Here is a 26,370-nt window from a genome sequence, read left to right on the forward strand (position 1 = left end):
AATCGGCCCTGGGGCGGCGTGACGCCGTAGTGCAGTGTGTGCGAGTGAAAGGCAACCTTGATGGCCTGGTACGCAGCCAGACGACTACTGCAGATGGTTCCCGTCTTCATCGGGGCGACGCTGCTGATCTATGCGATGGTCTTCCTCCTACCGGGAGACCCGATCGCGGCGCTCGGGGGTGACCGTGGCCTGCCGCCGGCCGTCGCGGAGCAGATCCGCGCCCAGTACAACCTCGATCAGCCGTTCCTGGTCCAGTACGGCCTGTACCTCAAGGGCCTGCTCTCGGGCGACTTCGGTATGTCGTTCTCCCGCCGCCCGTGGCCGACCTCCTGGTCGCGGCGTTCCCGACCACTCTCAAGCTCGCGGCCATGACGCTGGTGATCGAGTCCGTGGCGGGCATCGGCGTAGGTCTGTGGGCGGGCATCCGCAAGGGCGGGATCTTCGACTCGACGTTCCTGGTCATCTCGCTCGTGCTGATCGCCGTCCCGATCTTCGTGGTCGGTTTCGCCGCCCAGGTGCTGTTCGGCGTCAAGCTGGGCTGGGTTCCGCCCACCGTGGGGAGCAACGTCTCGTTCCGGACGCTGATCTTGCCCGCGTGCGTTCTGGCGACGGCGTCGTTCGCGTACATCTTGAGGTTGACGAGAACGTCGGTCGCCGAGAACCGCACGGCCGATCACGTCCGCACCGCGATCGCCAAGGGCCTGCCGACCGGCCGTGTCACCCGCGTGCACGTGCTGCGCAACTCGCTGATCCCCGTCGTGACCTACATCGGCACGGACGTGGGCGCGCTGCTCGGCGGTGCGGTCGTGACCGAGGGGATCTTCAACATCCCGGGCGTCGGGAACCTGCTCTTCACGGCGATCACCCGTCACGAGGCGCCGACGATCGTCTCCGTGACGACATTCCTTGTGATCGTCTACCTGATCTCGAACCTGATCGTCGACCTGCTGTATGCCGTGCTCGACCCGAGGATCCGTTATGCCTGACGCACCGCTCGACGACAACCCCGCCACTGGCGTTCCCGGCGACCGCGTCGTTGCGACGACGGCGCGCCCGGGCCAGGCGCACTTCGCTGCCGACCTCGACCAGACGCCGGTGCTCGACGCGGTGGACGCCCCTGACGAGGGCGCCGCGCCGACGAGCCTGTGGAAGGACGCCTGGATCCAGATGCGCGGTCGCGTGCTGTTCTGGGTCTCGGCCGGGCTCATCCTGCTCGTGGTTCTTGTCGCACTGTTCCCGCAGGTCTTCTCCCAGACCGACCCGCGGTTCTGCGACCTGGGCAGGTCGGTCGGCGCGCCGCGCGCCGGCCACTGGTTCGGGTTCGACCGGCAGGGGTGCGACGTGTACGCGCGCGTCATCTTCGGTGCGCGGGCCTCGGTGACCGTCGGCGTGCTGACGACGCTCGGCGTCACCGTGGTCGGTGTCGTCGTGGGGTCGATCGCGGGCTACTTCGGCAAGTGGTTCGACGCGGTCCTGTCGCGCATCACCGACATCTTCTTCGCGATCCCGCTCCTGCTCGCCGCGATCCTCGTCGCGTCGGTGTTCTCCCAGCACCGCACGACGCTGCTGGTCGCGTCGGTGCTGGCGGTGTTCGGCTGGCCACAGATCGCTCGCATCACCCGCGGTGCCGTGCTCAGCGTGAAGAACAACGAGTTCGTGACCGCCGCGCAAGCCCTCGGCATCTCCCGGCCGGGCATCCTCGTGCGGCACATCGTGCCGAACGCGATCGCCCCGGTGATCGCGACGGCGACGGTCGCGCTGGGCACCTTCATCGTGGCCGAGGCGACGCTGTCGTTCCTGGGCGTGGGTCTTCCGCCGTCGGTCGTCTCGTGGGGTGGCGACATCTCGCGGGCGCAGCAGGTCATCCGCACCTCGCCCCAGCTTCTCCTGTTCCCGGGCACGGCTCTTGGCCTGACCGTGCTCAGCTTCATCATGATGGGCGACGTCGTGCGCGACGCCCTCGACCCGAAGGCGCGCACCCGATGACGACTCCCGCCACTTCCACGGCCCACGACGTCCCGGGCACCGTGCAGCCGCTCCTCGAGGTCACGGGCCTCGAGGTCTCGTTCAAGACGTCGCAGGGCACCCTCCAGGCCGTGCGCGGCGTCGACCTGACCGTCTACCCGGGTCAGTCCGTCGCGATCGTCGGCGAGTCCGGCTCGGGCAAGTCGACGACGGCGCACGCCGTCATCAACCTCCTGCCGGGCACGGGGGAGATCACGCGTGGCTCGATCAAGTTCGACGGACGTGAGCTCGTCGGCGCGGGCAAGAAGGAGATCGTCGACCTGCGCGGACGCGAGATCGGCCTGGTCCCGCAGGACCCGATGTCGAACCTCAACCCCGTGTGGCGCATCGGCTTCCAGATCAAGGAAGCGCTGAAGGCCAACGGTGTGGACACGCGCCAGCGTCGTCAGAAGCTGACGGACGGGCTCGTCGAGATCGAGTCGACGCCGTCGGGCGACGACCTGTACCTCAGCAGCGCCGGCAAGAAGGCGCTGCTCGCGGCGCTGGGCGCCGCGGGCCGCGACGAGGCCGCGATCGCCAGGGCGGACGCGGAGCTGCTGGTCGGTTCGACGACGCGGGCGCAGGCGGTCGGCATCCTGGATGCTGCGGGCCTTTCCGACGCCGCCGCGGTCGCCGCGGAGCACGTCACGGGCGCCTCGGCGACCGATCGCGTCGCCGGCCTGCTCGCGGAGGCCGGCCTCGGCGACGCGGAGCGACGCGCGCGGCAGTACCCCCACGAGTACTCGGGCGGCATGCGTCAGCGTGCGCTCATCGCGATGGGCCTGGCCGCCCGGCCGAAGCTGCTCATCGCGGACGAGCCGACGTCGGCGCTCGACGTGACGGTGCAGAAGAAGATCCTCGACCACCTCGAGGCGCTCACGACGGAGCTCGGCACGGCGGTCCTGTTCATCACGCACGACCTGGGGCTGGCGGCGGAACGCGCCGAGCACCTGGTGGTCATGTACAAGGGCAGGGTCGTCGAGTCGGGGCCGTCGCGGCAGATCCTGAGCGCACCGCGGCACCCTTACACGCAGCGTCTGGTGGCGGCCGCGCCGTCGCTGGCCAGCCGCCGCATCCAGAGCGCGCACGCGGCCGGCATCGAGACCGAGGAGCTGCTGGCCTCGCACGCGGACTCGGGCACGGCCAAGCGCGGCGACAACGTCGTGGAGGTTCGTGACCTGACGAAGGTCTTCCGCATCCGTGGGTCGCGGCCGGGCGCGGGGACGGACTTCACCGCGGTCGACTCGATCAGCTTCACGCTGCCGCGTGGCTCGACCCTCGCGCTGGTGGGGAGTCCGGCTCGGGCAAGTCGACGGCCGCCAACATGGTGCTGGGCCTGCTGGAGCCGACGGCGGGCACGGTGGAGTTCGACGGCGTCGACATCACGTCGCTCAAGGGCAAGGAGGCGTTCGCGTTCCGCCGGCGCATCCAGCCGGTGTTCCAGAACCCGTACGGCTCGCTCGATCCGGTGTTCTCGATCTACCGGACCATCGAGGAGCCGCTGCGCGTGCACCGGGTGGGCGACGCCAAGGCGCGCGAGGCGCGCGTGCGAGAGCTGCTCGACATGGTGGCACTGCCGTCGTCGATGATGCGCCGCTTCCCGAACGAGCTGTCGGGCGGGCAGCGCCAGCGCATCGCGATCGCGCGGGCGCTCGCGCTCAACCCTGAGGTGATCGTGCTCGACGAGGCCGTCTCGGCGCTCGACGTGCTCGTTCAGGCGCAGGTGCTGACGCTGCTCAACGACCTGCAGGCCGAGCTGGGGCTGTCCTACCTGTTCATCACGCACGACCTGGCCGTCGTGCGGCAGATCGCGGACAAGGTCTGCGTCATGCAGAACGGCATGATCGTCGAGCAGGGCGCGACGGACCAGATCTTCGACGCGCCCGAGCAGGACTACACGCGCGAGCTGCTCGCGGCGATCCCCGGCGCGAGCCTGGAGATCGGTCCGGACGTGCCCGTGTCGTGACCCTCGGCGCGACCTCGTACGACGGCGGCCGTCCCCTCGTGGGGCGGTCGCCGTCGTTCGTCCGGGGCGTGGAAGTGGCGCGCAAGGTGCAGTCGTTCTGACGCACCCCTTCAGTCCAGGTCGCGAAACGATAACGTCAACACTCGGTAAAGTGGACAAATCGGGCATAAGCGGGAATCGGTCTCCTAGATTCGACGCGTCCCGCGGCTCAGGCACGCGCCGGTCACCCCGGTTCCGCGCCCCGCACACCGCTCGATAAAGGACCACCATGAAGACCAGGCGTATTGCCGCCGCGATCGCCGCGGCCACCGCCGGCGCCATCGCGCTCTCGGCTTGCTCGACCCCGGATGTCACCGGCGTCGAGGGTGACGACATCCAGGCTGTCTCTGTTAGCTGGGGCCAGCCGTTCTTCTCGCAGAACAACCTCACCGCGAGTGGGAACTCGACCCACAACGCGAACATCCTCTACATGACGCAGGCGCAGCTCTACTTCTACAACGATGACCTCGAGCTGCAGTTCAACGAGGACTTCGGCACGATCGAGACCGTCTCCGAGAACCCGCTGACGGTCCAGATCACCATCAACGAGGGTGTCGTGTGGTCTGACGGCACGCCTGTCGACGCGGCGGACCTGATCCTCGCCTGGGGCGCGCAGAACCCCAAGTTCAACACCGTCCAGGACGACGACGTCGAGACCGACGACGACGGCAACGAGATCGTTCCCGAAGGCCAGGTCTGGTTCTCCGGCACCGGCCCCGTCATGGAGCTCGTCTCGCAGTTCCCGGAGGTCTCCGAGGACGGCCGCGCGGTCACCATGGTCTTCGACGGGACTCGCCCTGACTGGGTCACCGGCGTCAGCGTCCCGCCGGTCGCGGCCCACGTCGTCGCCGACCTCGCGCTCGACATCTCGGACCCCGACGAGGCCAAGGACGCGCTGATCGCCGCCTTCCGCGACAACGACACCGCGAAGCTCGCGGAGATCGCGGACACGTGGAACAGCGCCTTCAACTTCTCCTCCATGCCGAGCGACCCGCGCCTTCACCTGGCGACCGGCCCGTTCATCATGAGCGAGTTCGTCGAGAACCAGCACATCACGCTGGTGCGCAACGAGAAGTTCACCTGGGGCCCCACCCCGGAGGTCGACGAGATCACGATCCGCTTCATCGCGGACCCGCTCGCCCAGATCACCGCGCTCCAGAACGGTGAGGTCGACATCATCGCCCCGGACTCGACCCCGGACGTGCTCGCGACCCTCGCGGGCGTCGACGGCATCGTCTACGAGACCGGCGTCGAGGGCACCTGGGAGCACGTGGACCTCACGTTCAACAACGGCGGCCCGTTCGACCCGGCTGCCTACGGCGGCGACGCCGAGGCCGCTCGGCTCGTTCGCCAGGCGTTCCTCCTGAGCGTCCCGCGCCAGCAGATCATCGACACGCTGATCCGCCCGCTGCAGGACGACGCCACCGTGCGCAACTCGTTCCTGTTCGTCCCCGGCGCCCCCGGCTACTCGGAGACCGTCGCCGCCAACGGCTCCGACGTCTTCGCCGACACCGACATCGAGCAGGCCAAGGCGCTCCTGGCGCAGGCTCGCGAGCTGTACCCGGCGATGCCCGAGACGATCGACGTGCGCTTCCTCTACGGTGCGTCGAACCCGCGTCGCGCGAACCAGTTCCAGCTCATCCAGGCCTCGGCCGGGCAGGCCGGCTTCAACGTCATCGACGACGGCGACGACACCTGGGGCATGCGCCTCGGTGACGGCACCTACGACGCGACGCTGTTCGGCTGGCAGTCGACCAACACGTTCCTGCTGAACGCCGAGTCGAACTACGTCACCGGTGGCCAGAACAACTTCGGCGGGTTCTCCAACGCGGAGCTCGACGGCTTGTTCAAGCAGATCGCGGCCTCGCAGGACGACACGACCGGCGAGGTGCGCGCCATGGCCGCCCGCGTCGAGGAGATCCTGTTCCACGAGGGCTTCGGCCTGCCGGTCTTCCAGTTCCCGGGTGTGATCGCCCACAGCCCGCGCGTCGAGTACGTCTCGACGATCGCGCTGGCGCCGACGATCTTCTGGAACTTCTGGGAGTGGCAGATCGCGGGCTGACCTGCGACGAGCAGTCAGGTCCGGCTGAGCGCGTGACGCGCTCCCGACCGACTTAGGCTGCGGGGGTACCACGACGTTCGCGTCGCGGTACCCCCGCAGCGTTGACCGAGCCCCCGCTCTCCTCGCGCGCACCACCTAGACGGTCCGTGGTTCCACGGAGGCCCGGCTGGCGGCGGCGCACGATTCAGACTCCTCCTGACACCCGAGGCAAGGACTCCATGGCCACCACCGTGACATCTGACGTCGAGGGCGCTGACGCGTCACCTCGCCCGTCGGTGAAGAAGGGACCGTTCGCCCGGTCTGCGCCGATGATGACCTTCATCGCCCGGCGCGTGCTGTCGTCGCTGCTCGTGCTGCTCGGCGCCACGTTCATCGTCTTCATGCTGTTCTCGTACTCGGCGGACCCGCTCGAGGACCTGCGGTTCTCGAACGCCCCCAACGTCCAGCAGCTCATCGACGAGCGCGTCGCCCTGCTCAACCTCGACGTGCCGCCCGTGATCCGCTACTTCATGTGGCTGGGCAGCGTGCTTCGCGGTGACCTCGGCACGAGCTGGCAGACGGGTCAGAGCGTCGCCTCCATGCTCGGCTCGGCGATCCCCAGCACGGTGAGCCTGGTGCTTGCCGCGCTCGTGCTCGCGATCGGCCTCGGCGTCCTGGTGGGCATCGTCGCGGCCCTGCGCCAGTACACGCGCTTCGACTACGCGGTGACGTTCCTGTCGTTCGTCCTGTTCTCGCTGCCGTCCTTCTGGGTCGCGGTGCTGCTCAAGCTCTGGGGCGCCATCGGCTTCAACGACTTCCTGCGCGACCCGACCATCGCCTGGTACATGATCCTGCTGCTCTCGGCGATCTCGGGCGTCCTGTGGTCAGCCATCATCGGAGGCGCACGCCGCACGCGCTGGGTCTCGTTCGCCGCGTCGCTCGTCGCGACGGCCGGGATCCTGGCCTTCATCTCGGAGACCGACTGGATCCTTGACCCGAGTCTCGGTCACGTGGGCATCGCCGTGCTGGGCGCCGGCATCGCCTTCGCCGTCGTCGCCCTGACGGCCGGCCTGGCCAACCGGCGCGCGCTGTACGCCGCGCTGACCACCGCCGCCGTCGGCGTGGCGCTCAAGATCCCGCTGCAGTTCGTGTTCCACGGCGCCAACTGGGGGACCATCCTCCTGCTCGCGGCCGCCGCCATCGCCTCCGGATGCCTCATCGGCTGGCTCTTCGGCGGGTACGACCGCGGTGTCTCGATGCGCGCGGCGGCAATGACCGCCGTCGGCACCGGTGCGCTCCTGTTCATCGACCGCATCATGCAGGTCTGGTACTTCTACAACCGGGCGTCGCAGATCAACTTCCGGCCGATCTCGACCATCGGCGCCCAGACCCCGGGCCTGCGCGGCGACTTCTGGATCACCTCGCTCGACCAGTTCACGCACCTGCTGCTGCCGACGATCACGCTGATCCTGATCTCGTTCGCCGGCTACACGCGGTACACGCGAGCCTCGATGCTCGAGGTGATGAACCAGGACTACATCCGCACGGCCCGCGCCAAGGGCCTGCCCGAGCGTGTGGTCACCGTGCGGCACGCCTTCCGCAACGCGCTGATCCCGCTCGCCACCATCGTGCCGCTCGACGTCGCGGCCATGTTCGGCGGCGCCATCATCACCGAACGCATCTTCGCCTGGAGCGGCATGGGTGACCTGTTCATGAGGTCGCTGCAGCGCAACGACGTCGACCCGATCATGGGCCACTTCCTGGTCATCGGCTCCCTCCTGGTCATCGCCAGCATCCTGGTGGACTTCATCTACGCAGCCCTCGACCCTCGGATCCGGGTGAACGCATGAGCAACAGCACCGCCAACAACGGCCCCCAGGACGCCCTGGGGGAGTCCGTCGAGAACGCGATCGAGCTCAAGGAGGTCGAGGGTCTCTCGCAGGGGCGCATCGTCCTGCGACGCTTCCTGCGTCACCGCGGCGCGATGGCCTCCGTCATCGTGCTCGCCTCGCTCGTGCTGCTCGTGACGACGTCGATCGGCTGGGGTCCCATCCCGGGCTGGTGGCAGCACGGGTTCCGCGACCTCAACCCCGTGCTCAACCCGGCCGGCGCGCCCACCATGGGCTTCGACGGCGGGTTCACCATCGGCACGCACCCCTTCGGCCAGGACAACATCGGCCGCGACGTGTTCGCCATGGTCATGCGCGGTACGCAGCAGTCGCTGACCGTCATGGTCGTCATCGGGTTCGTGGCCACCGTCATCGGCGTGCTGCTCGGTGCGCTGTCGGGGTTCTTCCGCGGCTGGACCGACAACGTCCTCATGCGGTTCACCGACATGATCATCACGATCCCGGTCATCATGATCGGTGCGATCCTCGGCATCCTGGTCGGCGGTGCCGACCCGTGGTCCCTCGCGCTCGCGCTGTCCCTGGTGACCTGGACGACGATGGCGCGTCTCGTGCGTGCGCAGTTCCTCGCGCTGCGCGAGCAGGAGTTCGTCGACGCCGCCCGCGTGGCCGGAGCGTCGAACGCCCGGATCATGTTCAAGCACATCCTGCCGAACGCCGTCGGCGTCATCATCGTCAACGCCACCCTGCTCATGGCCTCGGCCATCCTGCTGGAGACCGCGCTGTCGTTCCTCGGGTTCGGCATCCGCCCGCCCGAGGTGTCGCTGGGCCAGCTCATCAACGAGTACCAGGCCGCGTTCGCCACCCGCCCGTGGCTGTTCTGGTGGCCGGGTGCCTTCATCGTGACGATCGCGCTGTGCGTCAACTTCATCGGTGACGGTCTGCGTGACGCGTTCGACCCGCGCCAGCGGCGCATCCCCACCAAGCGGGCGCTCGCCAAGGCCGACGCCAAGGCGATCAAGAAGGCCGCGAAGTCGCTCGCGGGCGTCTGACGATGCCGGGGCCGTCAGTGCAGCCGTCAGTGCACGAGGAACGACGCCACGCAGGCCGCGAGCAGCACCACCATCGCGGTCAGGGTGGCCACGTGCCAGCGCACGCGCGGCGTCACCCGCTCCACGCGGGGGCGTCGAGCAGCCCGGCGTCGCGCAGCTCCTCCCAGCGGGTCCGCACGATGATCGCGGCCTGCCCCGAAGCGCTGTTCGCGAGATCGCCCGTGCCGACCGACCCGCCGGAGTAGGTCGACGGCGGCAGGTTCTGGGCGGCGTCCTTGCCTGCCGCAGCCACGGAGGCCCTGCCGGGGGCGGGTGCCGCCCAGGCCGCGTAGTCGCCGTAGGCGGTGTGCAGCGTGAGCGCGAACTTCGTCTCGACCCGCTCGATGGTGGGCCACGGCAGCTCGACCGTCCGGGTCACGTTGCGCAGCTCGACGCCCGCGGGGCTTACGACGACGGCGGGACGCCAGTAGGCGGCCCACACCCACAGCACCACCAGCGCCACCGGGGCGACGAACGGCGCGGTCGCACCGGCGTCGGACACCAGTCCGGCGACCAGGGCACCGAGGCCGATCACCCCGACCACTACCGCAAGAACCCGGCCGAACCTCGACCGGTACTCCACCACCTCAGCCGACACCATGGCTCGATCGTCCCAGATCGGACGGCTCGTGCCCCACGGGAAGGATCACTCACGTGACTGACGAGACGACGGCCGGCGCACCCGGCTCCTCGGCGGACGCCAAGGCACCGATCCTCGAGGTCCGCGACCTGGGCGTCGAGTTCTTCGTCGACGGCGAGTGGTTCCCCGCCGCCGTCGACGTCTCGTACGACGTGCGCCCCGGCGAGGTCCTGGCCATCGTCGGTGAGTCCGGTTCGGGCAAGACGCAGACGTCGATGTCGCTCATCGGCCTGCTGCCGTCGAACGGGCGCTCGTCGGGCTCGGCCAGGCTGGCCGGGCGCGAGCTGCTGGGCCTGAACCACAAGCAGCTCTCGCACGTGCGCGGCAAGGACGTCTCGGTCATCTTCCAGGAGCCGATGACGGCGCTCAACCCCGTCTACACGGTCGGCTTCCAGATCGTGGAGACGCTGCGCGTGCACTTCGACATGGGCCCGGCCGAGGCGCGCGAGCGCGCGATCGAGCTGCTGCGCATGGTCGACCTGCCCGAGCCGGCCCGGTCCGTCGACAAGTACCCGCACCAGCTCTCGGGCGGGCAGCGACAGCGCGCCATGATCGCCCAGGCGCTCGCGTGCGAGCCCAAGCTGCTCATCGCCGACGAGCCCACCACGGCCCTCGACGTCACGGTCCAGGCCGAGATCCTCAAGCTCATGCGCGACCTGCGCCACCGCGTGGACGCCGGCATCATCCTCATCACGCACGACATGGGCGTGGTGGCGGACCTGGCCGACCGCGTCATGGTCATGAAGAACGGCCGCGTCGTCGAGTCCGGTTCGGCCGACTCGATCTTCAACCGGCCGCAGCACCCGTACACCCAGCAACTCCTCGACGCCGTCCCGCACCTGGGGTCGGCCACGGGCGGGGCGGCCCAGGTGGTCGAGCCGTCCCCGGCGCCCCAGCCCGGAACGGGCCTCGCGCTGGAGGCGAAGGGCCTCGTGCTGGAGTACCCGGCGCGCGGGCGCGTGCCCGCGTTCCGTGCGATCAACGGCATCGACCTGACCATCGGCAAGGGCGAGGTCGTCGGCCTGGTGGGCGAGTCCGGCTCGGGCAAGACGACGGTCGGCCGCGCCGCCGTCGGGCTGCTGCCCGTGGCCGACGGGTCGCTGAAGGTCAACGGCGTCGAGCTCGCGGGCGTCAAGCCCAAGACGCTGCGCTCGGTGCGTCAGGACGTGTCGATCGTGTTCCAGGACCCAGGCTCCTCGCTCAACCCGCGGCTGCCCATCGGCGAGTCGATCGGCGAGCCGCTCAAGCTGCACAAGATCGCCCGGGGTGCCGACCTGGACCGCCGTGTCGAGACGCTGCTCGACCAGGTGCACCTGCCGCGCGCGATGCGCAACCGCTACCCGCACGAGCTGTCGGGCGGCCAGCGCCAGCGCGTCGGCATCGCGCGCGCCCTCGCGCTGTCGCCCAAGCTGCTCATCGCGGACGAGCCGACGTCGGCGCTCGACGTGTCGGTGCAGGCGCGCGTGCTCGAGCTGTTCCAGGAGCTGCAGCGCGAGTACGGGTTCGCGTGCCTGTTCATCAGCCACGACCTGGCCGTCGTCGAGCTGCTGTCGAGCCGCATCGCCGTCATGCACAAGGGCGACCTGATCGAGGAGGGCCCGCGCGAGCAGATCCTGCACCACCCGCGCGAGCCGTACACGCGCCGTCTGCTGGCGGCCGTCCCGGTGCCGGACCCGGCCGAGCAGCGCATCCGCCGCGAGGAGCGGGACCGCCTGCTGGCCCACTGAGGCCGGTGGTGGGGGCGCCGCGGGCGGTGCGGGTAAGATGGCGTCGCCCGCAGCGCGTGCGGGAGAACCCACACCAAGGAATCGAGACCCTAGATGGCTGTGCGCTCTGACCTGCGCAACGTCGCGATCGTCGCTCACGTCGACCACGGCAAGACCACCCTCGTGGACGCGATGCTCAAGCAGGCAGGCGCGTTCGGCGCCCACCAGCACGTCGAGGACCGCGTCATGGACTCGGGCGACCTCGAGCGCGAGAAGGGCATCACGATCCTCGCCAAGAACACCGCGGTCCGGTACACCGGGCCGTCGGCGGCGGCGCACGGGGAGCCCGAGGGCATCACCATCAACGTCATCGACACCCCGGGCCACGCCGACTTCGGCGGCGAGGTCGAGCGCGGCCTGTCGATGGTCGACGGCGTGGTGCTGCTCGTCGACGCGTCCGAGGGGCCGCTGCCGCAGACGCGCTTCGTGCTGCGCAAGGCGCTCGCCGCGAAGCTGCCCGTCATCGTCGTCGTCAACAAGGTCGACCGGCCCGACTCGCGCATCACCGAGGTCGTGGGGGAGACCACCGACCTGCTGCTCGGCCTGGCCTCCGACCTGGCCGACGAGGTGCCGGACCTCGACCTCGACGCGATCCTCGACGTGCCCGTCGTGTACGCGGCGGCCAAGGTGGGTGCCGCGTCGCTCGCCCAGCCGGCCGACGGCGGCCTGCCGGACAACGACAACCTCGAGCCGCTGTTCGCGACCATCCTCGAGAAGATCCCCGCCCCGACGTACGAGGAGGGCGTGCCGCTCCAGGCGCACGTCACCAACCTCGACGCCTCGCCGTTCCTGGGGCGTCTCGCGCTGCTGCGCGTCTTCAACGGCACGATCCGCAAGGGGCAGCAGGTCGCGTGGGCCCGCCACGACGGCACGCTCGCGACCGTCAAGATCACCGAGCTGCTCGAGACCAAGGCCCTGGACCGCGTCCCGGCCGAGTCTGCCCGCCCCGGTGACATCGTCGCCGTCGCCGGCATCGCCGACATCATGATCGGCGAGACGCTCACCGACCTGAACGACCCGCGCCCGCTGCCGCTCATCACGGTCGACGACCCGGCCATCTCGATGACCGTCGGCATCAACACCTCGCCGCTGGCCGGCAAGGGCGGCAAGGGGCACAAGGTCACCGCCCGCCAGGTCAAGGACCGCCTCGACGCCGAACTGGTCGGCAACGTCTCCCTGCGGGTCCTGCCCACCGAGCGCCCCGACGCCTGGGAGGTCCAGGGCCGCGGCGAGCTGGCCCTGGCGATCCTCGTCGAGCAGATGCGCCGCGAGGGCTTCGAGCTGACCGTCGGCAAGCCGCAGGTCGTCACCCGCACCGTGGACGGCAAGATCCACGAGCCCATGGAGCGCATGACCATCGACGTCCCCGAGGAGTACCTCGGCGCCGTCACCCAGCTCCTCGCCCAGCGCAAGGGCCGCATGGAGACCATGTCGAACCACGGCACCGGCTGGGTCCGCATGGAGTTCATGGTCCCGGCGCGCGGCCTCATCGGGTTCCGCACGCGGTTCCTGACCGAGACGCGCGGCACGGGCATCGCGTCGTCGATCTCCGAGGGCTACGAGCCGTGGGCCGGCCCCATCGAGTCGCGCATGACGGGCTCGCTGGTGGCCGACCGCTCCGGCGTCGTCACGCCCTACGCCATGATCAACCTGCAGGAGCGCGGCTCGTTCTTCGTCGACCCCACGCAGGAGGTCTACGAGGGCATGATCGTCGGCGAGAACTCCCGCAACGAGGACATGGACGTCAACATCACCAAGGAGAAGAAGCTCACCAACATGCGCTCCTCCACGGCCGACAACTTCGAGAACCTCGTGCCGCCGCGCAAGCTCACGCTCGAGGAGTCGCTCGAGTTTGCGCAGGAGGACGAGTGCGTCGAGGTCACCCCCGAGGTGGTGCGCATCCGCAAGGTCGTGCTGGATGCGACCGAGCGTGCCCGGTCCGCGGCGCGGGCACGGGCAGCGGCCAAGGCCTGACGCTCGCCTCATGACGGACGCGGCCCGCGCGCGCGTCGCCCCCGGGGTGCCGTGGACGTCGGCCGACGTCGGCGGCGGGCTGGTCGCGGTCCACGCGCACCCCGACGACGAGACGCTGTCGACGGGGGCGCTCATCGCGTCGTTCGCCGCGGCCGGGCTGCCCGTGACCGTCGTGACGTGCACCCGCGGTGAGCGGGGCGAGGTCCTCGCGCTGCCCGGGACGTCGTCCGAGGGGCTCGCGGCGATCGAGGGCGACGGGCCTGCGCTGGCGGCGCACCGCACCGGGGAGCTGCGCGCGGCGCTGGCTGCGCTCGGCGGCGGCGACCCCGCCGCCGTCGGGCACACGTTCCTCGACAGGCTGCCGCTCCCGTCGCCGTTCCCTGCCGCTGCGGCACAGGCCGGCGAACACTCGCGCGCACATCTCGCGGCCGAGCGCGGGCACGCCGCGCAGGACGCGCGGTTCGAGGACTCCGGGATGGTCTGGCTGGCCCCCGGGGTCGCCGGCGGGGACCCCGCCGTCGTCGACGGCTTCGCGTTCGTCCCGCTCGACGACGCCGCCGCGCGGCTCGCCCTGCTCCTGCGGCGGTTGCGCCCGTCCGTCGTCGCCACCTACGAGGCCGGCGGCGGGTACGGGCACCCGGACCACGTGCGCGCGCACCAGGTCGCGGTGCGCGCGATCGCGCTGGCCGGCGACCCGGCGTTCGACGCCGCCGGCTCGCCCGCCCGGACGCGCGCGTGGGCGCCCGCGCTGTGGCAGCGCGTGGAGTCCGCAGCGGGGCTGCGCGCCCGGCGCGCCGCTCTCGCGGCCGCACCGGCGGCCCGGGCCCTCGCCGCACGGGCCGGGCTGACGTTCCCTTCGGCCACCGACCCGTTGCCCGCCCTCGCGCGCGACGACGACGTGCTCGCGTCCGCGCACGTCGCCAGCGTCGCGGTGCGACCGGTCCTCGGCAGGGTCGTGGCCGCCATGACGGCTCACGCCACGCAGATCCAGCACGTGACCACGCCCGGAGCGGCGAGCCCGGGCGTGCTCGGCTGGTACGCGCTGTCCCACGGGGTGCTCGACGCCATCGGCCAGGACGAGTCATATGTGGTCACGCAGCCCGGTTGTCGGCCGACGTCGGTAGGCTCGCGGGGATGAGCGAGAGTCTGGACCACGTCGACGCCGAGCTGCCCGCGCCTTCGGCGCCCGCGGCGCGTCCCGGCGTCGGCGGGACGGTGCTGCGGATGGCGCTCGCGCTCGCGCTCGGTCTCGCGCTCGGAGCGCTGGGCACCGCCACGCACCGCACGCTGTGGCACGGACTGCCGCTCGGGCTGGCCATCGCGCTCGCGCTGACGGCGTCGACCGGCGTGCTGTGCCGCGCGTGGGCGGGGCTCGGGACGCTCGCCGCTGCCGGGGTGGGCTGGATCGCCGCGGTGCAGGTGCTCTCACTCCAGGGGCAGGGCGGGGACGTGCTGGTCACCGACCCGGGGGCGTCGCTGCCCGTCGCGTGGGCCGGCATCGTGTGGACGTATGGCGGCGTGGCGCTCCTGGGTGCCGTCGCCTTTCTTCCCCGCCGGTGGTTTGCCCGACGATGACGCGAGTCTCCGCTGAACCTCCACGCCAACCTGCGTGGGACGTCGCACGCCGGGATATGCCGAATGCATAGGATTTGTCTTGCCGCCCGCGTCTCCAGAGGTTCGGACGAGCCGCACGACCCCCTCGGCTGCCGAAACACGGCAGCCACAGTCTGAGATGCACGGAGCGAACTCGATGGGTCAGCCGACCGAGCGCGACAGCGCGCCCGAGCCGAACACGCTCGAACCGGACGCGGCGCCAGCGCCCGACACGACGACGGACGACGACGTTCCCTACGTCCCGCCCGTGAAGGCGTACGAGCGCCCACCGGTCGGCTACCGCCCGGCGACGTCGACGATCTCCCGGTCCGAGCCGACACAGTCGCTGCCGGTCGTGGTCGGCACGGTCGCCGTGCCGGCACCTCCTGCCGTGAGCGCGTCCGGGCCGGCGGTACCCGCAGACGAGGGGGCCCCGCCGGAACCGGCGCCTTCGACGCCTTCCGCCGTGCCGCCGCCCGAGGCCGCGGTGGAGGCCCCCGCAGCGCCGTCGGCGAGCGACGCCGGTCCGCCTTCCGTGAGCCGGTCGAGTGCGCTCTTCCCGCTGAACCCGCAGACCGCGGTGCCCTCCGCCGCGTCCGCCGAGCCCGAGACCAGCGCAGGTGCCCCCGGCGTGCTCGGTGGTCTCGTGGGCGACGGCCAGCCGAGCCGCGCCCCGCGCGCGCTGCTGTGGACGGGCATCGGCGTCGTCGTGCTCGCCGGGCTCTACGCCGGCGCGCAGTGGGTGTACGCCGACAAGGTGCCCACCGGCACGCACGTGGCGGGTGTCGACCTCGGCGGCCTCAGCCACGACGAGGCCGTCGACCAGCTCGACGCGGCGCTCGTCACCCGTGCCAAGGAACCCGTGCAGATCACCGCAGGCGATGCCCAGACGACGGTCGACCCGGCCGCGGCCGGCCTCGCGCTCGACGCCGAGGCCACCGTGAGCCGGATCACGGGCTTCTCGCTGAGCCCCCTGCGCCTGTGGGCGCACCTGACGGGCGGTGACGACGCCAGTCCCGTCGTCACGGTCGACAAGGGCAAGCTCGACGAGGCCGTCGCCGGGCTGGTCGACGCGCTCGCCACCGAACCGGTCGACGGCACCGTCGCGTTCTCCGACGGCCAGGCGGTCGCGACGCCCGCCCAGGCCGGGACGCGCGTCGATCCCCAGGTCGCTGCCGCGACCCTGCGCACTCGGTGGCTCATGGACCCGGGGCCGTACGACCTGCCGACCGAGGCGGTCGCCCCCGAGATCACCCAGGAGGAGACGGACGCCGCGCTCGCGCAGGCGCAGAAGATCGTCTCTGCGCCCGTCGTCGTCGCGGTCGGCGACCAGCATCCCGAGCTGCCGGTGGACGCGCTCGCGTCCGTCGCGTCGTTCACGCCGCAGGACGGCGCTCTCCAGCCCGCGTTCGACGGCGAGAAGCTCGTCGCCGCCGTCGTCGCCCGGACGACCCACCTGCTCACCGAGCCCGACGACGCCCACTTCGAGTTCCAGGGCGGGCGCCCCGTCGTCGTCGGCGGCGCCCCCGGCACGACGCTCGACCCCGCGACGCTCGCGACGGCCGTGCAGACGGCCGCGCTGGGCGACGACCGGACGGCGCCGGTCGACCTCGTGCAGCGTGACCCGCAGCAGAGCCGCGAGGCGCTCGAGAAGCTCGGCGTCACCGAGGTCGTGTCGAGCTTCTCCACCCCGCTGACGAGCGAGCCCATCCGCACGCAGAACCTGCGCCGCGGCGCCGAGCTGCTCACGGGCCACCTCATCGAGCCGGGCGAGACGTTCTCGCTGCTCAACGCTCTCAGCCCGATCACGGTCGCGAACGGCTACAAGTCGGCCGGGGTCATCTCCAACGGCGTCCACACCGAGGGCGTCGGCGGCGGTCTGTCGCAGATGGCGACCACCACGTACAACGCGGGCTACTTCGCGGGGTTCGAGGACGTCGAGCACCGCCCGCACTCGGTGTCCTTCACCCGGTACCCGGCGGGCCGCGAGGCCACGATCGCCGTCGGCTCGCTCGACATGCGGTTCAAGAACAACTCGCCGTACGGTGCCGTGATGCAGGCATGGGTCGACGGCGGCCAGCTGCACGTCCAGATCTGGAGCACCAAGTACTTCCAGGTCGAGACCTCGGCGAGCGGCAAGACCAACGTGGTGTCCCGACGGTGGTGCACAAGTCGGGTGCGAACTGCGCCGCCTACCCTGGCGGCCAGCCGGGCTTCACCATCACCAACTTCCGCAAGGTCACCCACGACGGTGCCGTCGTCATCGACGAGAAGTTCACGTGGACCTACAAGCCTGACAACCCCGTCGTGTGCGACTCGGGGAGCGCGGCACCGCCGGCCGGCCCGGACGCGGGGGAGGACTGATGCTCGGCCGCATCGAGCGCGAGTCGTCCGCGCACGCCGCCCTCGCGGCCCAGGCCGGCGGCTGGTCGGGCCTGGTCGTCCCCGACGGCGGAGCACCGGCCGCCGCCGGGCCGCAGGAGCTCGTCGAGCTCCTCGACCTCGGCACCGCGGCGGACACGCTCGCCACGGTCGCCAGCATCACGGACCTGGCAGCCGTCGTGCACCTGGGCCACCCCGAGCAGCCGGCACCCGCGCTGGAGGAGGCGCTGCTCGCGGGCGACCGCTCGCTCATGATCACCGCGGCCGCCGCGGTGCGCACGCAGTGGGTCTGGGTGGGTCACCCGGAGGCGACCGGGGCGCCGTCGTCATCGACGAGGCCGGGCTGCGCGACTGCCGGGACGTGCTGCGGACGCTGGGCGTCAGCCCGCGGCTGGTGCCCGCCCGCACGCCCATCGAGGAACGCGCGGCGATCGCGGGCCCTGACGGCTCGCTGGTCGTGGAACGGCCCCGGGTCCCGGCCGGGTTCGTGGAGCTTGCCGGCTCGGAGCGCCTCGGCGCCCTGCCGCAGGTCTGGTACGGGCTGCTGGAGTCGCGTGACATCTGGCCACGGTTCGCCGGGCCCGCCCAGGTGTGGCTCGCGTTCGGGCCCTACGACGACCACCGCGGGTCGTTGCAGCCCACGCTCGCCGTGATCGCTGACGCCGGTGTCGACCTCCAGCACCTGCGCTCGCATCCGTCGACCCTCGGGCCGCACGTCTTCTTCACGTCGTTCCTGTGCCCGCGCGACGAGGTGCTCGACACGCTCGCCGCCGATCTGGACGCGCGCGGCATCGCGCACCGGACGCTCGCCGTCCTGCCCGGGCACGGCTTCGTCCCCGGGCCGGACGCGCTCGCCCCGCGGTGGGCCGGGGCGTGAGCGAGCCAGGCGCGGGCGTCGCCTATCTCGGGCCCGAGGGCACGTTCACCCATGAGGCGGTGCTGGAATGGGCGCGCCGCGCCGGCGTGGACGCACCGGCGGGCGGGACGCGGGCGCTCGAGTCCGTCGGCGAGGTGCACGACGCCGTCGCGCGCAGCGCCGCCGCCCGAGGCGTCGTCGCGATCGAGAGCTCGGTCGAGGGCTACGTGGTCCCGTCGGTCGACGCGCTCCTCGGTTCCGCGGACGTCGTCGCCGTCGACGAGGTGGTGCTGCCGATCTCGTTCGACGCGTTCGTGCGGCCCGGGCACGGTGAGCTCACCGAGGCGACCGCGCACCCGCACGGGCTCGCCCAGGTGTCGAGGTTCGTCGTGGCGCACGGGCTGCGGCCCGTCCCGGCGTCGTCGAACGCCGCCGCGTGCCGCGACGTGGCGCCGCACCAGGTGGCGTTCGGGCCCCGTGTGTGCGGCGACCTGTACGGCCTGGAGACGCTTGCCCGCGGTGTCGAGGACTTCCGTGGGGCGCGCACCCGGTTCCTCGTGCTGGCCCGCCGCGACGAGGCGCGTGGCGTGCTCGCCGCGACGCGGGACGCCGTGGACCCGGGCGCGACGGCGTGGCGCACCATGCTGGCCGTCACGCCGGTCGTCACCGGGCCGGGTGTGCTGGCGCGGATCACCGCCGCGTTCGGCGAGCGGCGCGTCAACATGTCGTCTCTGGTCACGCGGCCGCTCAAGGCGAGCGCGCAGCAGTATGTGTTCGTGGTCACGCTCGACGCCGCGCCGTGGGACGCCCCGGTGCGCGCTCTCCTGCGGGACCTGCTGGCCGCGGGCGACTCGCTCAAGGTGCTGGGCGCCTACCCCGGCGACCCGGGCGAGGGCGGGCTCGACGGCGTGCTGCCGGACCACGTCCCCCTGGGCTCGGTCGTGGCGGGCGACGCCGATCTCGACCGAGGGCTCCTGTGGTGACCGACCGCCGTTCGCCGCGCGCGGGCAGGGCGGCCGACGCTGCCGTCGGCCCGGTGTTCGAGCACGTCGCGGTCCTCGGGCTCGGCCTGGTCGGCGGGTCGCTCGCGCGGCTGCTCGCCGCGCGCGGTGTGACCGTCGTCGGGCAGGACGTCGACGCGGCGACCGTGGCGGCCGCACGTGCCACGGGGCTGACGGCGACCGGTTCGGTCGCCGAGGCCGTCGCGGGTGCCGACCTGGTGGTGCTCGCGGTGCCGCTGCGCGCGATGCGCGCGACTGCCGCCGAGGTCGCACGCCACCTGGCCGACGACGTCACGCTGACCGATGTCGGCAGCGTCAAGAGCCCGGTGCGGCAGGCCGTCGAGGCGGCCGGGCTGGGCGACCGGTTCGTCGGCGCCCACCCGATGGCGGGGACCGAGCGCAGCGGGTTCGCGGCGTCGTCGGCGGGACTGCTCGACGGCGCACCGTGGGCGGTGACGGCGCCCGCGCGGGGAGCGGGCGATGCCGCCGAGCGGCTCGCGCGAATCCTGCGCCTGGTCACGGGGCCGCTCGGCGGGACGGCGGCCGTGCTCACCGACGACGTGCACGACGAGGCCGTCGCGCTCGTCAGCCACGTTCCGCACGTCCTGGCGACCCAGCTCCTCAACGCGGTCGCGGGCGCCCCGGTGCGCGACGCGGCCCTGGGCCTGGCCGCGGGGTCCTTCCGGGACGGGACCCGCGTGGCGTTCACCGACCCCGCGCGCACCGAGGCGATGGTCACGGAGAACGCCGCGTGGGTGGCGCCGGCGCTGCGCAAGACGATCCGCGACCTCGAGGCGCTTGTCGCCGCGCTGGAGACCAACGCGTCCGTGCACCAGTTCTTCCACGACGCCGACCTGGTGCGTGCCACGTCGGGCCGGACGGCGCGCACGTCGCTGACGCCGCAGCAGCCCGTGGCGCTGACCGGTGACTGGCCGGCCACGCTCACGGCCCGCTGCGCGCGCGGCGAACGGGTCACGTCGGTGACGGCCACGCAGGCCCTCCTCGCGCGCTGACCGGCCCCGAGGCTCTGCCGCCGGGCCTACCTGCGCGAGCGCGTGGGGCGCCGCGGGATGCGTTTGGCGGTCTCGATGCTCGCGGAGGGGATGTGCACCTCGCGTGGGGACGGGTCGCGGGGGGCGTCCGTGTGCACGGTCAGGCCCGCGTCGTCGACGGACCGGACGATGCCGATGACGTCGGTCCAGACCGAGCCGCGGCCCTCGGCGCGTGCCTGCGCGGACTCGGCCGGGTCCAGGCGGCGCCGCACGACGACGCGCGCGCCGACGGGCAGGTCGCGCCACGGCGTGGCGTCGTTCACGCGTCCTCCTGGCCGGTTCGGCGGGCGTCGGGGCAGGGACCCCTGCGTGCCGATACTAAAGTGGGTTCGTGACCTACGTGATCGCTCAGCCGTGCGTCGACGTCAAGGACAAGGCCTGTATCGAGGAGTGCCCTGTCGACTGCATCTATGAGGGCAACCGCTCGCTGTACATCCACCCGGACGAGTGCGTCGACTGCGGCGCGTGCGAGCCGGTGTGCCCCGTCGAGGCGATCTACTACGAGGACGACGTGCCCGAGCAGTGGAAGGACTACTACGCCGCGAACGTCGAGTTCTTCGACGACCTGGGTTCGCCCGGCGGTGCCGCCAAGATGGGCCAGATCGACAAGGACCACCCGCTGGTCGAAGCCCTGCCGCCGCAGGCCTGAGCGCGCGGCGCCGGCATCGTCATGGGACTCGCCGACCTGCGCGACCTGCCCTACCCGTGGGACACGCTGACGGAGGTCACCGCGCTCGCCCGGGCGCATCCCGGCGGCCTGATCGACCTGTCGGTCGGCACGCCGGTCGACCCGACCCCGTCCGTCGTGCGCGAGGCGCTCGCGGCCGCGTCCGACGCGCACGCCTACCCGCTCACCTACGGCACGCCGGCGCTGCGTGAGGCCGTGGCGGCGTGGTTCGCCCGCCGTCGCGGCGTTGCCGACGTCGACCCTGCGGGCGTGCTGCCGACCCTGGGCTCCAAGGAGCTGGTGGGCCTGCTGCCGTCGCTGCTGCGCCTGGGCGCGGGCGACGTGGTCGTGCATCCCGCGGTCGCATACCCGACGTACGACGTCGGGGCGCGCCTGGCGGGTGCGACGCCGCTGGCGACCGACGACGTCGAGGAGTGGGCGCACCGCGGCGACGTGCGCCTCGTGTGGGTCAACTCCCCGTCGAACCCGACCGGGGCGACGGCGGACGTGGCGTCGTTGCGCCGCGTCGTCGAGGCGGCCCGCGCGGTGGGCGCCGTCGTCGTCTCCGACGAGTGCTATGCGCAGCTTCCCTGGGCGCCGCACCTGGTGGCCGACGACGGCACGCCCCGCGTGCCGAGCTTGCTCGACCCGGCGGTCACGGGTGGTGACCACACGGGGTTGCTGGTCGCGTACTCGCTGTCCAAGCAGTCGAACCTCGCGGGGTATCGGGCGGCGTTCGTCGCGGGCGACCCTGCGCTCGTCGCGGACCTGCTGGCGACGCGCAAGCACCTGGGGATGATCGTGCCGCGACCGGTGCAGGAGGCGATGCGCGCCGCGCTGGGCGACGACGCACACGTCGACGCGCAGCGGGCGGTCTACGGACGCAGGCGCGAGGTGCTGCTGGCCGCGCTGCGTGCTGCCGGGTGGGCGGTGGACCACTCGGAGGCCGGGCTGTACCTGTGGGTACGGCCTGCCGATGCGGCCGACGGGGCGCCCAGCCGCGAGCTGGTCGGGCGTCTGGCGGGCCTGGGGATCCTCGCGGGGCCGGGGGAGTTCTACGGCCGCGCGGGTGAGGGGCACGTGCGGGTCGCGCTGACGGCGTCGGACGCCGACATCGCGCAGGCGGCGCAGCGGCTCCGCAACGGTCTGTGACGCGGGACACACGGATTACCGGAACGTTGCCCTGAGATGACGAGATAGTGGCGGGCGCTTGCCCGACTGGCGCGCTGCGCGCGAAGATGGCGGTATCCGAACCGTGGATCGGATTGGATACTTGACGTAGAGCGGGGGTAGGTTCCCCCTCACCGGCCGAGGGCGCCCAGGACCAGCCAGGTCAGCGGCGCAGCGACCGGGCCAGCATCCGTGCGTGTGCCACGACTCGCACGGCGGTCTTCGCAAGGGCCTCGGCTCGCAGGAAGGACACCATGACGACCACCTCTCAGCCCGTGAAGGGCACCCCGGCCGCACTGACGGTCGGTGAGCGCAGCGTCGAGCTTCCCGTCGTCGAAGCGACCGAGGGCAACAGCGGGCTCGTCGTCTCGTCGCTGCTCAGGGAGACCGACCTGGTCACGTACGACCCGGGTTTCATGAACACGGCCTCGACGTCGTCGGCGATCACCTACATCGACGGTGACCACGGCATCCTGCGCTATCGCGGCTACCCGATCGACCAGCTCGCGGAGAGTTCGACCTTCCTCGAGGTCGCGTACCTGCTCATCTACGGCGAGCTGCCGGATGCCCGGACGCTGAGCGACTTCACGGAGAGAGTCAACCGCCACACCCTGGTTCCCGAGCAGTTCCGCGGGTTCCTGTCGGCCTTCCCGCGGGGCGGGCACCCGATGTCGATCATGGCTTCGGCGATGAACGCGCTCGCGACGTTCTACCCCGAGTCCCTCGACCCGCACGACGACGACGCGGTGGACCTCGCGACGGTGCTGATCCTCGCCAAGATCCGCACGATCACGTCCTACGTCCACCGGTCGATGCGCGACGAGCCGCTGCTGTACCCGGACTACGCGCGCGGCTACGTCGAGGACTTCCTGCGCATGTCGTTCGCCGTGCCCTACCAGCAGTGGGACGTCGAGCCCGTGGTCGCCTCGGCGATGGACAAGCTGCTCATCCTGCACGCGGACCACGAGCAGAACTGCTCGACGTCGACGGTGCGCATCGTGGGCTCGTCGAACGCCAACGTCTACGCGTCGGTCGCGGCCGGCATCAACGCGCTCTCCGGCCCGTCCCACGGCGGTGCCAACGAGGCCGTGCTGCTCATGCTCGAGCGCATCCGCTCGGGCGGCGACTCGGTCGAGACCTTCATGAAGAAGGTCAAGAACAAGGAGGACGGCGTCCGCCTCATGGGCTTCGGCCACCGCGTCTACAAGTCGTACGACCCGCGCGCGGCCATCGTCAAGAAGCACGCCGACGCCGTGCTCGACTCCCTCGGCGCCAAGGACGAGCTGCTCGACATCGCGCGCGGCCTGGAGGAGATCGCGCTGAGCGACGACTACTTCGTCGAGCGCAAGCTCTACCCGAACGTCGACTTCTACACCGGCCTGATCTACAAGGCCATCGGCTTCTCGCCGGTCATGTTCACGCCGCTGTTCGCACTGGGCCGCATGCCCGGCTGGATCGCGCAGTGGCGCGAGATGATGAAGGACCCGGCGACCAAGATCGGCCGTCCGCGACAGATCTACACGGGCGCCACCGAGCGCGACTACGTGCCGATCGCGCAGCGCTGACCAACGAGCCGACGGCCCTGCCTCCGCCCCGGGAGGCGGGGCCGTCATCGTGGGCGGCGTTCGACGGCGCCCGCCCGCCGGGCGGTCAGCCCAGGTACAGCAGGCGGATCGCCGCCGTGATCGACTTGAGCTCCGTGGGCGTGTAGACCGCCTCGGGCTCGGGGCTGACCGGACCCTCCTCGAGCGTGCTCCACTGCCACCGGGGCCGCACACGCCCCTCGGGGCCGTCCTCACGGAGCTGGAGGTCGACCCACACCGCGTAGCGGTAGCCGTAGCGCAGCTGGACGGAGCGGACGGCGGCCAGGTCGGGGGCGCCGGTCTCGCTCGACACGAAGTCGGCCGAGAGCGCCACGAGCAGCAGGTTGTCCTCAGGCCCGAGGCGCCCGCGCCGGTGCACGATGAGGTCGGGTGCGCGGTGCACGCCCTCGCCGAACGCGAGCGACGCCTCGCGGGCCGCGCCCGAACGCTCGTAGTCGCAGTCGACGTCCCACGAGTCGTCGATCATCGGGCGTAGGTGCCACCCGAGGTGGAACGCGATCGAGCGCTCGCTGGGTGCTGACGTCCCCGTCTTCGGGGTGAACAGCCCCCACTCGTTGGTGAGCGTGGTGGTCAGCGCGATCCGGACCCGCGCCTGGACGTCGTGCAGCAGCATGACCGCACCGTAAGCCGCTCAGGGTCGCCCGTGCAGGTCCTGTCGTCGCGCGCTCGTGGGCCGAGGGTCCCGGTGCTCGTCAGCCCGCGACGGCGACGCGCACCGTCACCAGGCCCGCGTCGAGCGGCTCACCGCCGGGCGTCCACGCCGGGGCCTCGCCGCGCCCGGCCCGCACGCCGCCGTCGCGCGTCCAGCGCATGTCGGCGGAGCGCACCTCGACGGCGTCCGTCGCGGCGGCGGTGGCGACCGCCCACTGCGCGACCGCCCACGCCGCGCGGACGGGATCGCCGGTCGGCAGGGCAGCGGCGTCCACGGTCACCGTCGCGGTGCCGTCCACGGCGGATGCGACGACGACGGCGTCGGCTCCGAGCCCCAGGTCACGCTGCGCCCGTTCGCGGAGCGCGGCCCCGGCCTCCTCGGCGGTGCGGGACCCGTGCGCCGGGTCGAGCTCGCACGACACGACCGCAGGGGAGTGACCGGTGAGCCCCGAGGCCCACGCGCGCGACCGGGTCTCGTGCTGCGCGTACGCGCCGGGGAACCCCGAGCGCTGGACCGCCTGGGCGGCCACGGTGACGTCGAGGTCCTGGTAGCCGGGCACGCCGACCAGCGCGTCGTAGAACCGGTCGGTGGCGTACAGCGGGTCGAGGACCTGCTCGGGCGTGCCCCAGCCCTGCGACGGGCGCTGCTGGAACAGGCCCAGCGAGTCGCGGTCGCCGTAGTCGATGTTGATGAGCCTCGACTCCTGCAGGGCCGTCGCCAGGGCGATGGTCGCCGCCCGCGCGGGCAGCGACCGCCGCACCGACACGCCCGCGATCAGGGCGGCGTTCTCGGCCTGCGCGGGCGACAGGTACCACGAGGTGCCGTCGAGCGTGGCCTCGCACCGTTCCCGGACGGGGGCGTCACCCGACGGGCGCAGCACGAGCCAGCCGGCCACGGCGAGCACCACCACGAGCCCGAGCACGAGCGGTCCCCGGCGCCGGCGACGCCGGCGGGAGCTGGTCACTGCGCGTGCAACGCCGCGTTCAGCTCGATGCCGACCCCGGCGCGCGCGAGCACCTCGATGCCGCCCGTGGTCGAGTTGCGGCGGAACAGCAGCCCGGGCACGCCCGACAGCTCGCGCGCCTTGACCACGCGCGGGGTGCCGTCGTCGGCCTGCTGGCCGACCACGGTCACCTTGGTGCCCGCGGTGACGTACAGCCCGGCCTCGATGACCGAGTCGGCGCCGAGCGCGATACCCGCCCCGGCGTTGGCGCCCAGCAGCGCGCGCTCGCCGATGACGACGCGTTCCTTGCCGCCGCCCGACAGCGTGCCCATGATCGACGCGCCACCGCCGATGTCGGCGCCGTCGTGCACGACGACGCCCTGGGAGATGCGCCCCTCGACCATCGAGACGCCGAGCGTGCCGGCGTTGAAGTTGACGAAGCCCTCGTGCATCACCGTCGTGCCCGGCGCCAGGTGCGCGCCGAGCCGGACGCGGTCGGCGTCGGCGATGCGCACGCCCGAGGGCAGCACGTAGTCGACCATGCGGGGGAACTTGTCGACGCCGAACACCGTCACCGGGCGCCCGGCGGCGGCACGCAGGCGGGCTCGCGTGGCCTCGAAGCCGTCGACGGCGCACGGGCCGGCGTCCGTCCACACGACGTTGGCGAGCGCGCCGAACACGCCGTCGAGGTTGATCGAGTTGGGCACCACGAGGCGGTGCGAGAGCAGGTGCAGGCGCAGGTAGGCGTCAGCGGCGCCCGCGATCGGTGCGTCGAGGTCGACAACGGTGCGCACGACCACGGTCTCGACGCCGCGCGCCTCGTCCCGGCGCGCCAGCGCCGCCAGGTCGGCCGGCACGGTCTCGTCGTCGCCGGGGGTGCCGAGGGCCGGGGTGGGGTACCAGGTGTCGAGGGTCACCGGCGCCTGCGTCCCGAGGATCTCGGGCAGCGTCACGGTGGCGAGGCCGTGGCCCCAGGCGGTGCGGGCGGGGGTGTCACTCATAGGGGCAACCTTATCGGCGGCGGGTAGGGTCGAGGCCGTGCCGTCCACCGATCCGACCGCCGCTTCCCCGGCCGTATCCCC

At 72.0% G+C, this 26,370-nt stretch carries 19 protein-coding genes and 2 pseudogenes; 16 read left to right on the forward strand and 5 right to left on the reverse strand.

What is annotated here, in order from left to right; all coding sequences use genetic code 11:
• Window positions 1-60 precede the first annotated feature (60 nt).
• From ET495_RS00410 to ET495_RS00435, 6 genes and pseudogenes are all read left to right on the forward strand, one after another.
• Window positions 61-986, forward strand: a pseudogene (locus tag ET495_RS00410) (ABC transporter permease).
• Window positions 979-1,986, forward strand: coding sequence for an ABC transporter permease (locus ET495_RS00415; RefSeq protein WP_129201733.1), 1,008 nt, complete (start codon window positions 979-981; stop codon window positions 1,984-1,986). The pseudogene ET495_RS00410 and the gene ET495_RS00415 overlap by 8 nt, the downstream one beginning before the upstream one ends.
• Window positions 1,983-3,970: pseudogene (locus ET495_RS00420) on the forward strand (dipeptide ABC transporter ATP-binding protein). The gene ET495_RS00415 and the pseudogene ET495_RS00420 overlap by 4 nt, the downstream one beginning before the upstream one ends.
• A 268-nt stretch (window positions 3,971-4,238) precedes the next feature.
• A complete protein-coding gene (locus ET495_RS00425; protein WP_129201735.1) occupies window positions 4,239-6,071 on the forward strand; it encodes an ABC transporter family substrate-binding protein in 1,833 nt (610 codons plus the stop codon).
• Between the two features lie 218 nt (window positions 6,072-6,289).
• On the forward strand, window positions 6,290-7,900 hold the full coding sequence (locus ET495_RS00430; RefSeq protein ID WP_211340877.1) for an ABC transporter permease: 1,611 nt from the start codon (window positions 6,290-6,292) through the stop codon (window positions 7,898-7,900).
• A complete protein-coding gene (locus tag ET495_RS00435) occupies window positions 7,897-8,949 on the forward strand; it encodes an ABC transporter permease (protein WP_129201737.1) in 1,053 nt (350 codons plus the stop codon). Before ET495_RS00430 ends, ET495_RS00435 begins: the two co-directional genes overlap by 4 nt.
• Before the next feature lie 112 nt (window positions 8,950-9,061).
• Here the strand turns inward: ET495_RS00435 and ET495_RS00440 are convergent, their stop codons facing one another.
• On the reverse strand, window positions 9,062-9,589 hold the full coding sequence (locus tag ET495_RS00440) for a PH domain-containing protein (protein ID WP_245993205.1): 528 nt from the start codon (window positions 9,587-9,589) through the stop codon (window positions 9,062-9,064).
• A 53-nt stretch (window positions 9,590-9,642) separates the two neighbouring features.
• Between ET495_RS00440 and ET495_RS00445 the strand changes: the two genes are divergently transcribed.
• The 7 genes from ET495_RS00445 (at window position 9,643) to ET495_RS00480 (ending at window position 20,213) form a co-directional block, all read left to right on the forward strand.
• Window positions 9,643-11,355 carry an ABC transporter ATP-binding protein gene (locus ET495_RS00445; RefSeq protein ID WP_129201739.1) on the forward strand — a complete coding sequence of 571 codons (1,713 nt, stop codon included), beginning with the start codon at window positions 9,643-9,645 and terminating at the stop codon, window positions 11,353-11,355.
• Between the two features lie 93 nt (window positions 11,356-11,448).
• A complete protein-coding gene (typA, locus tag ET495_RS00450; protein WP_129201741.1) occupies window positions 11,449-13,368 on the forward strand; it encodes a translational GTPase TypA in 1,920 nt (639 codons plus the stop codon).
• Window positions 13,369-13,378: 10 nt separating this feature from the next.
• Window positions 13,379-14,506 (forward strand): PIG-L family deacetylase, encoded by a 1,128-nt coding sequence (locus ET495_RS00455; RefSeq protein ID WP_162616316.1) that lies wholly within the window; start codon window positions 13,379-13,381, stop codon window positions 14,504-14,506.
• On the forward strand, window positions 14,503-14,943 hold the full coding sequence (locus ET495_RS00460; RefSeq protein WP_129201745.1) for a hypothetical protein: 441 nt from the start codon (window positions 14,503-14,505) through the stop codon (window positions 14,941-14,943). Before ET495_RS00455 ends, ET495_RS00460 begins: the two co-directional genes overlap by 4 nt.
• Window positions 14,944-15,118: 175 nt before the next feature.
• On the forward strand, window positions 15,119-18,220 hold the full coding sequence (locus ET495_RS00465) for a VanW family protein (protein ID WP_245993206.1): 3,102 nt from the start codon (window positions 15,119-15,121) through the stop codon (window positions 18,218-18,220).
• Window positions 18,217-19,182, forward strand: coding sequence for a prephenate dehydratase (locus ET495_RS00475; protein WP_129201747.1), 966 nt, complete (start codon window positions 18,217-18,219; stop codon window positions 19,180-19,182). The genes ET495_RS00465 and ET495_RS00475 overlap by 4 nt, the downstream gene beginning before the upstream one ends.
• Window positions 19,179-20,213 carry a prephenate dehydrogenase gene (locus ET495_RS00480; RefSeq protein WP_245993208.1) on the forward strand — a complete coding sequence of 345 codons (1,035 nt, stop codon included), beginning with the start codon at window positions 19,179-19,181 and terminating at the stop codon, window positions 20,211-20,213. The genes ET495_RS00475 and ET495_RS00480 overlap by 4 nt, the downstream gene beginning before the upstream one ends.
• 26 nt (window positions 20,214-20,239) lie before the next feature.
• Here ET495_RS00480 and ET495_RS00485 read toward each other — a convergent pair whose 3' ends face one another.
• A complete protein-coding gene (locus ET495_RS00485) occupies window positions 20,240-20,515 on the reverse strand; it encodes a DUF6725 family protein (RefSeq protein WP_129201749.1) in 276 nt (91 codons plus the stop codon).
• Between the two features lie 68 nt (window positions 20,516-20,583).
• Here ET495_RS00485 and fdxA point away from each other — a divergent pair, with 68 nt between their 5' ends.
• The 3 genes from fdxA (at window position 20,584) to ET495_RS00500 (ending at window position 23,654) form a co-directional block, all read left to right on the forward strand.
• Complete coding sequence (gene fdxA / locus ET495_RS00490; protein WP_129201751.1) at window positions 20,584-20,901, forward strand: ferredoxin; 318 nt, start codon at window positions 20,584-20,586, stop codon at window positions 20,899-20,901.
• A 21-nt stretch (window positions 20,902-20,922) separates the two neighbouring features.
• Complete coding sequence (dapC, locus tag ET495_RS00495; RefSeq protein WP_129201754.1) at window positions 20,923-22,071, forward strand: succinyldiaminopimelate transaminase; 1,149 nt, start codon at window positions 20,923-20,925, stop codon at window positions 22,069-22,071.
• Between the two features lie 272 nt (window positions 22,072-22,343).
• The gene (locus ET495_RS00500; protein ID WP_129201756.1) at window positions 22,344-23,654 is read left to right on the forward strand and encodes a citrate synthase; all 1,311 of its coding nucleotides are present in this window, start codon (window positions 22,344-22,346) and stop codon (window positions 23,652-23,654) included.
• Window positions 23,655-23,739: 85 nt separating this feature from the next.
• On the opposite strand, the gene ET495_RS00505 is transcribed toward ET495_RS00500, so the two are convergent.
• From ET495_RS00505 to dapD, 3 genes are all read right to left on the reverse strand, one after another.
• Window positions 23,740-24,306 (reverse strand): hypothetical protein, encoded by a 567-nt coding sequence (locus tag ET495_RS00505; RefSeq protein WP_129201758.1) that lies wholly within the window; start codon window positions 24,304-24,306, stop codon window positions 23,740-23,742.
• 79 nt (window positions 24,307-24,385) lie between these two features.
• Entirely contained in the window at window positions 24,386-25,267 is an 882-nt protein-coding gene (locus tag ET495_RS00510) for a hypothetical protein (protein ID WP_245993209.1), read from the reverse strand.
• A 38-nt stretch (window positions 25,268-25,305) separates the two neighbouring features.
• Window positions 25,306-26,289, reverse strand: a complete 984-nt coding sequence (dapD, locus tag ET495_RS00515; RefSeq protein WP_129201762.1) for a 2,3,4,5-tetrahydropyridine-2,6-dicarboxylate N-succinyltransferase — start codon at window positions 26,287-26,289, stop codon at window positions 25,306-25,308.
• Window positions 26,290-26,370 lie beyond the last annotated feature (81 nt).

The sequence above is a fragment of the Xylanimonas allomyrinae genome (assembly GCF_004135345.1).
Taxonomy (GTDB): Bacteria; Actinomycetota; Actinomycetes; order Actinomycetales; family Cellulomonadaceae; genus Xylanimonas; species Xylanimonas allomyrinae.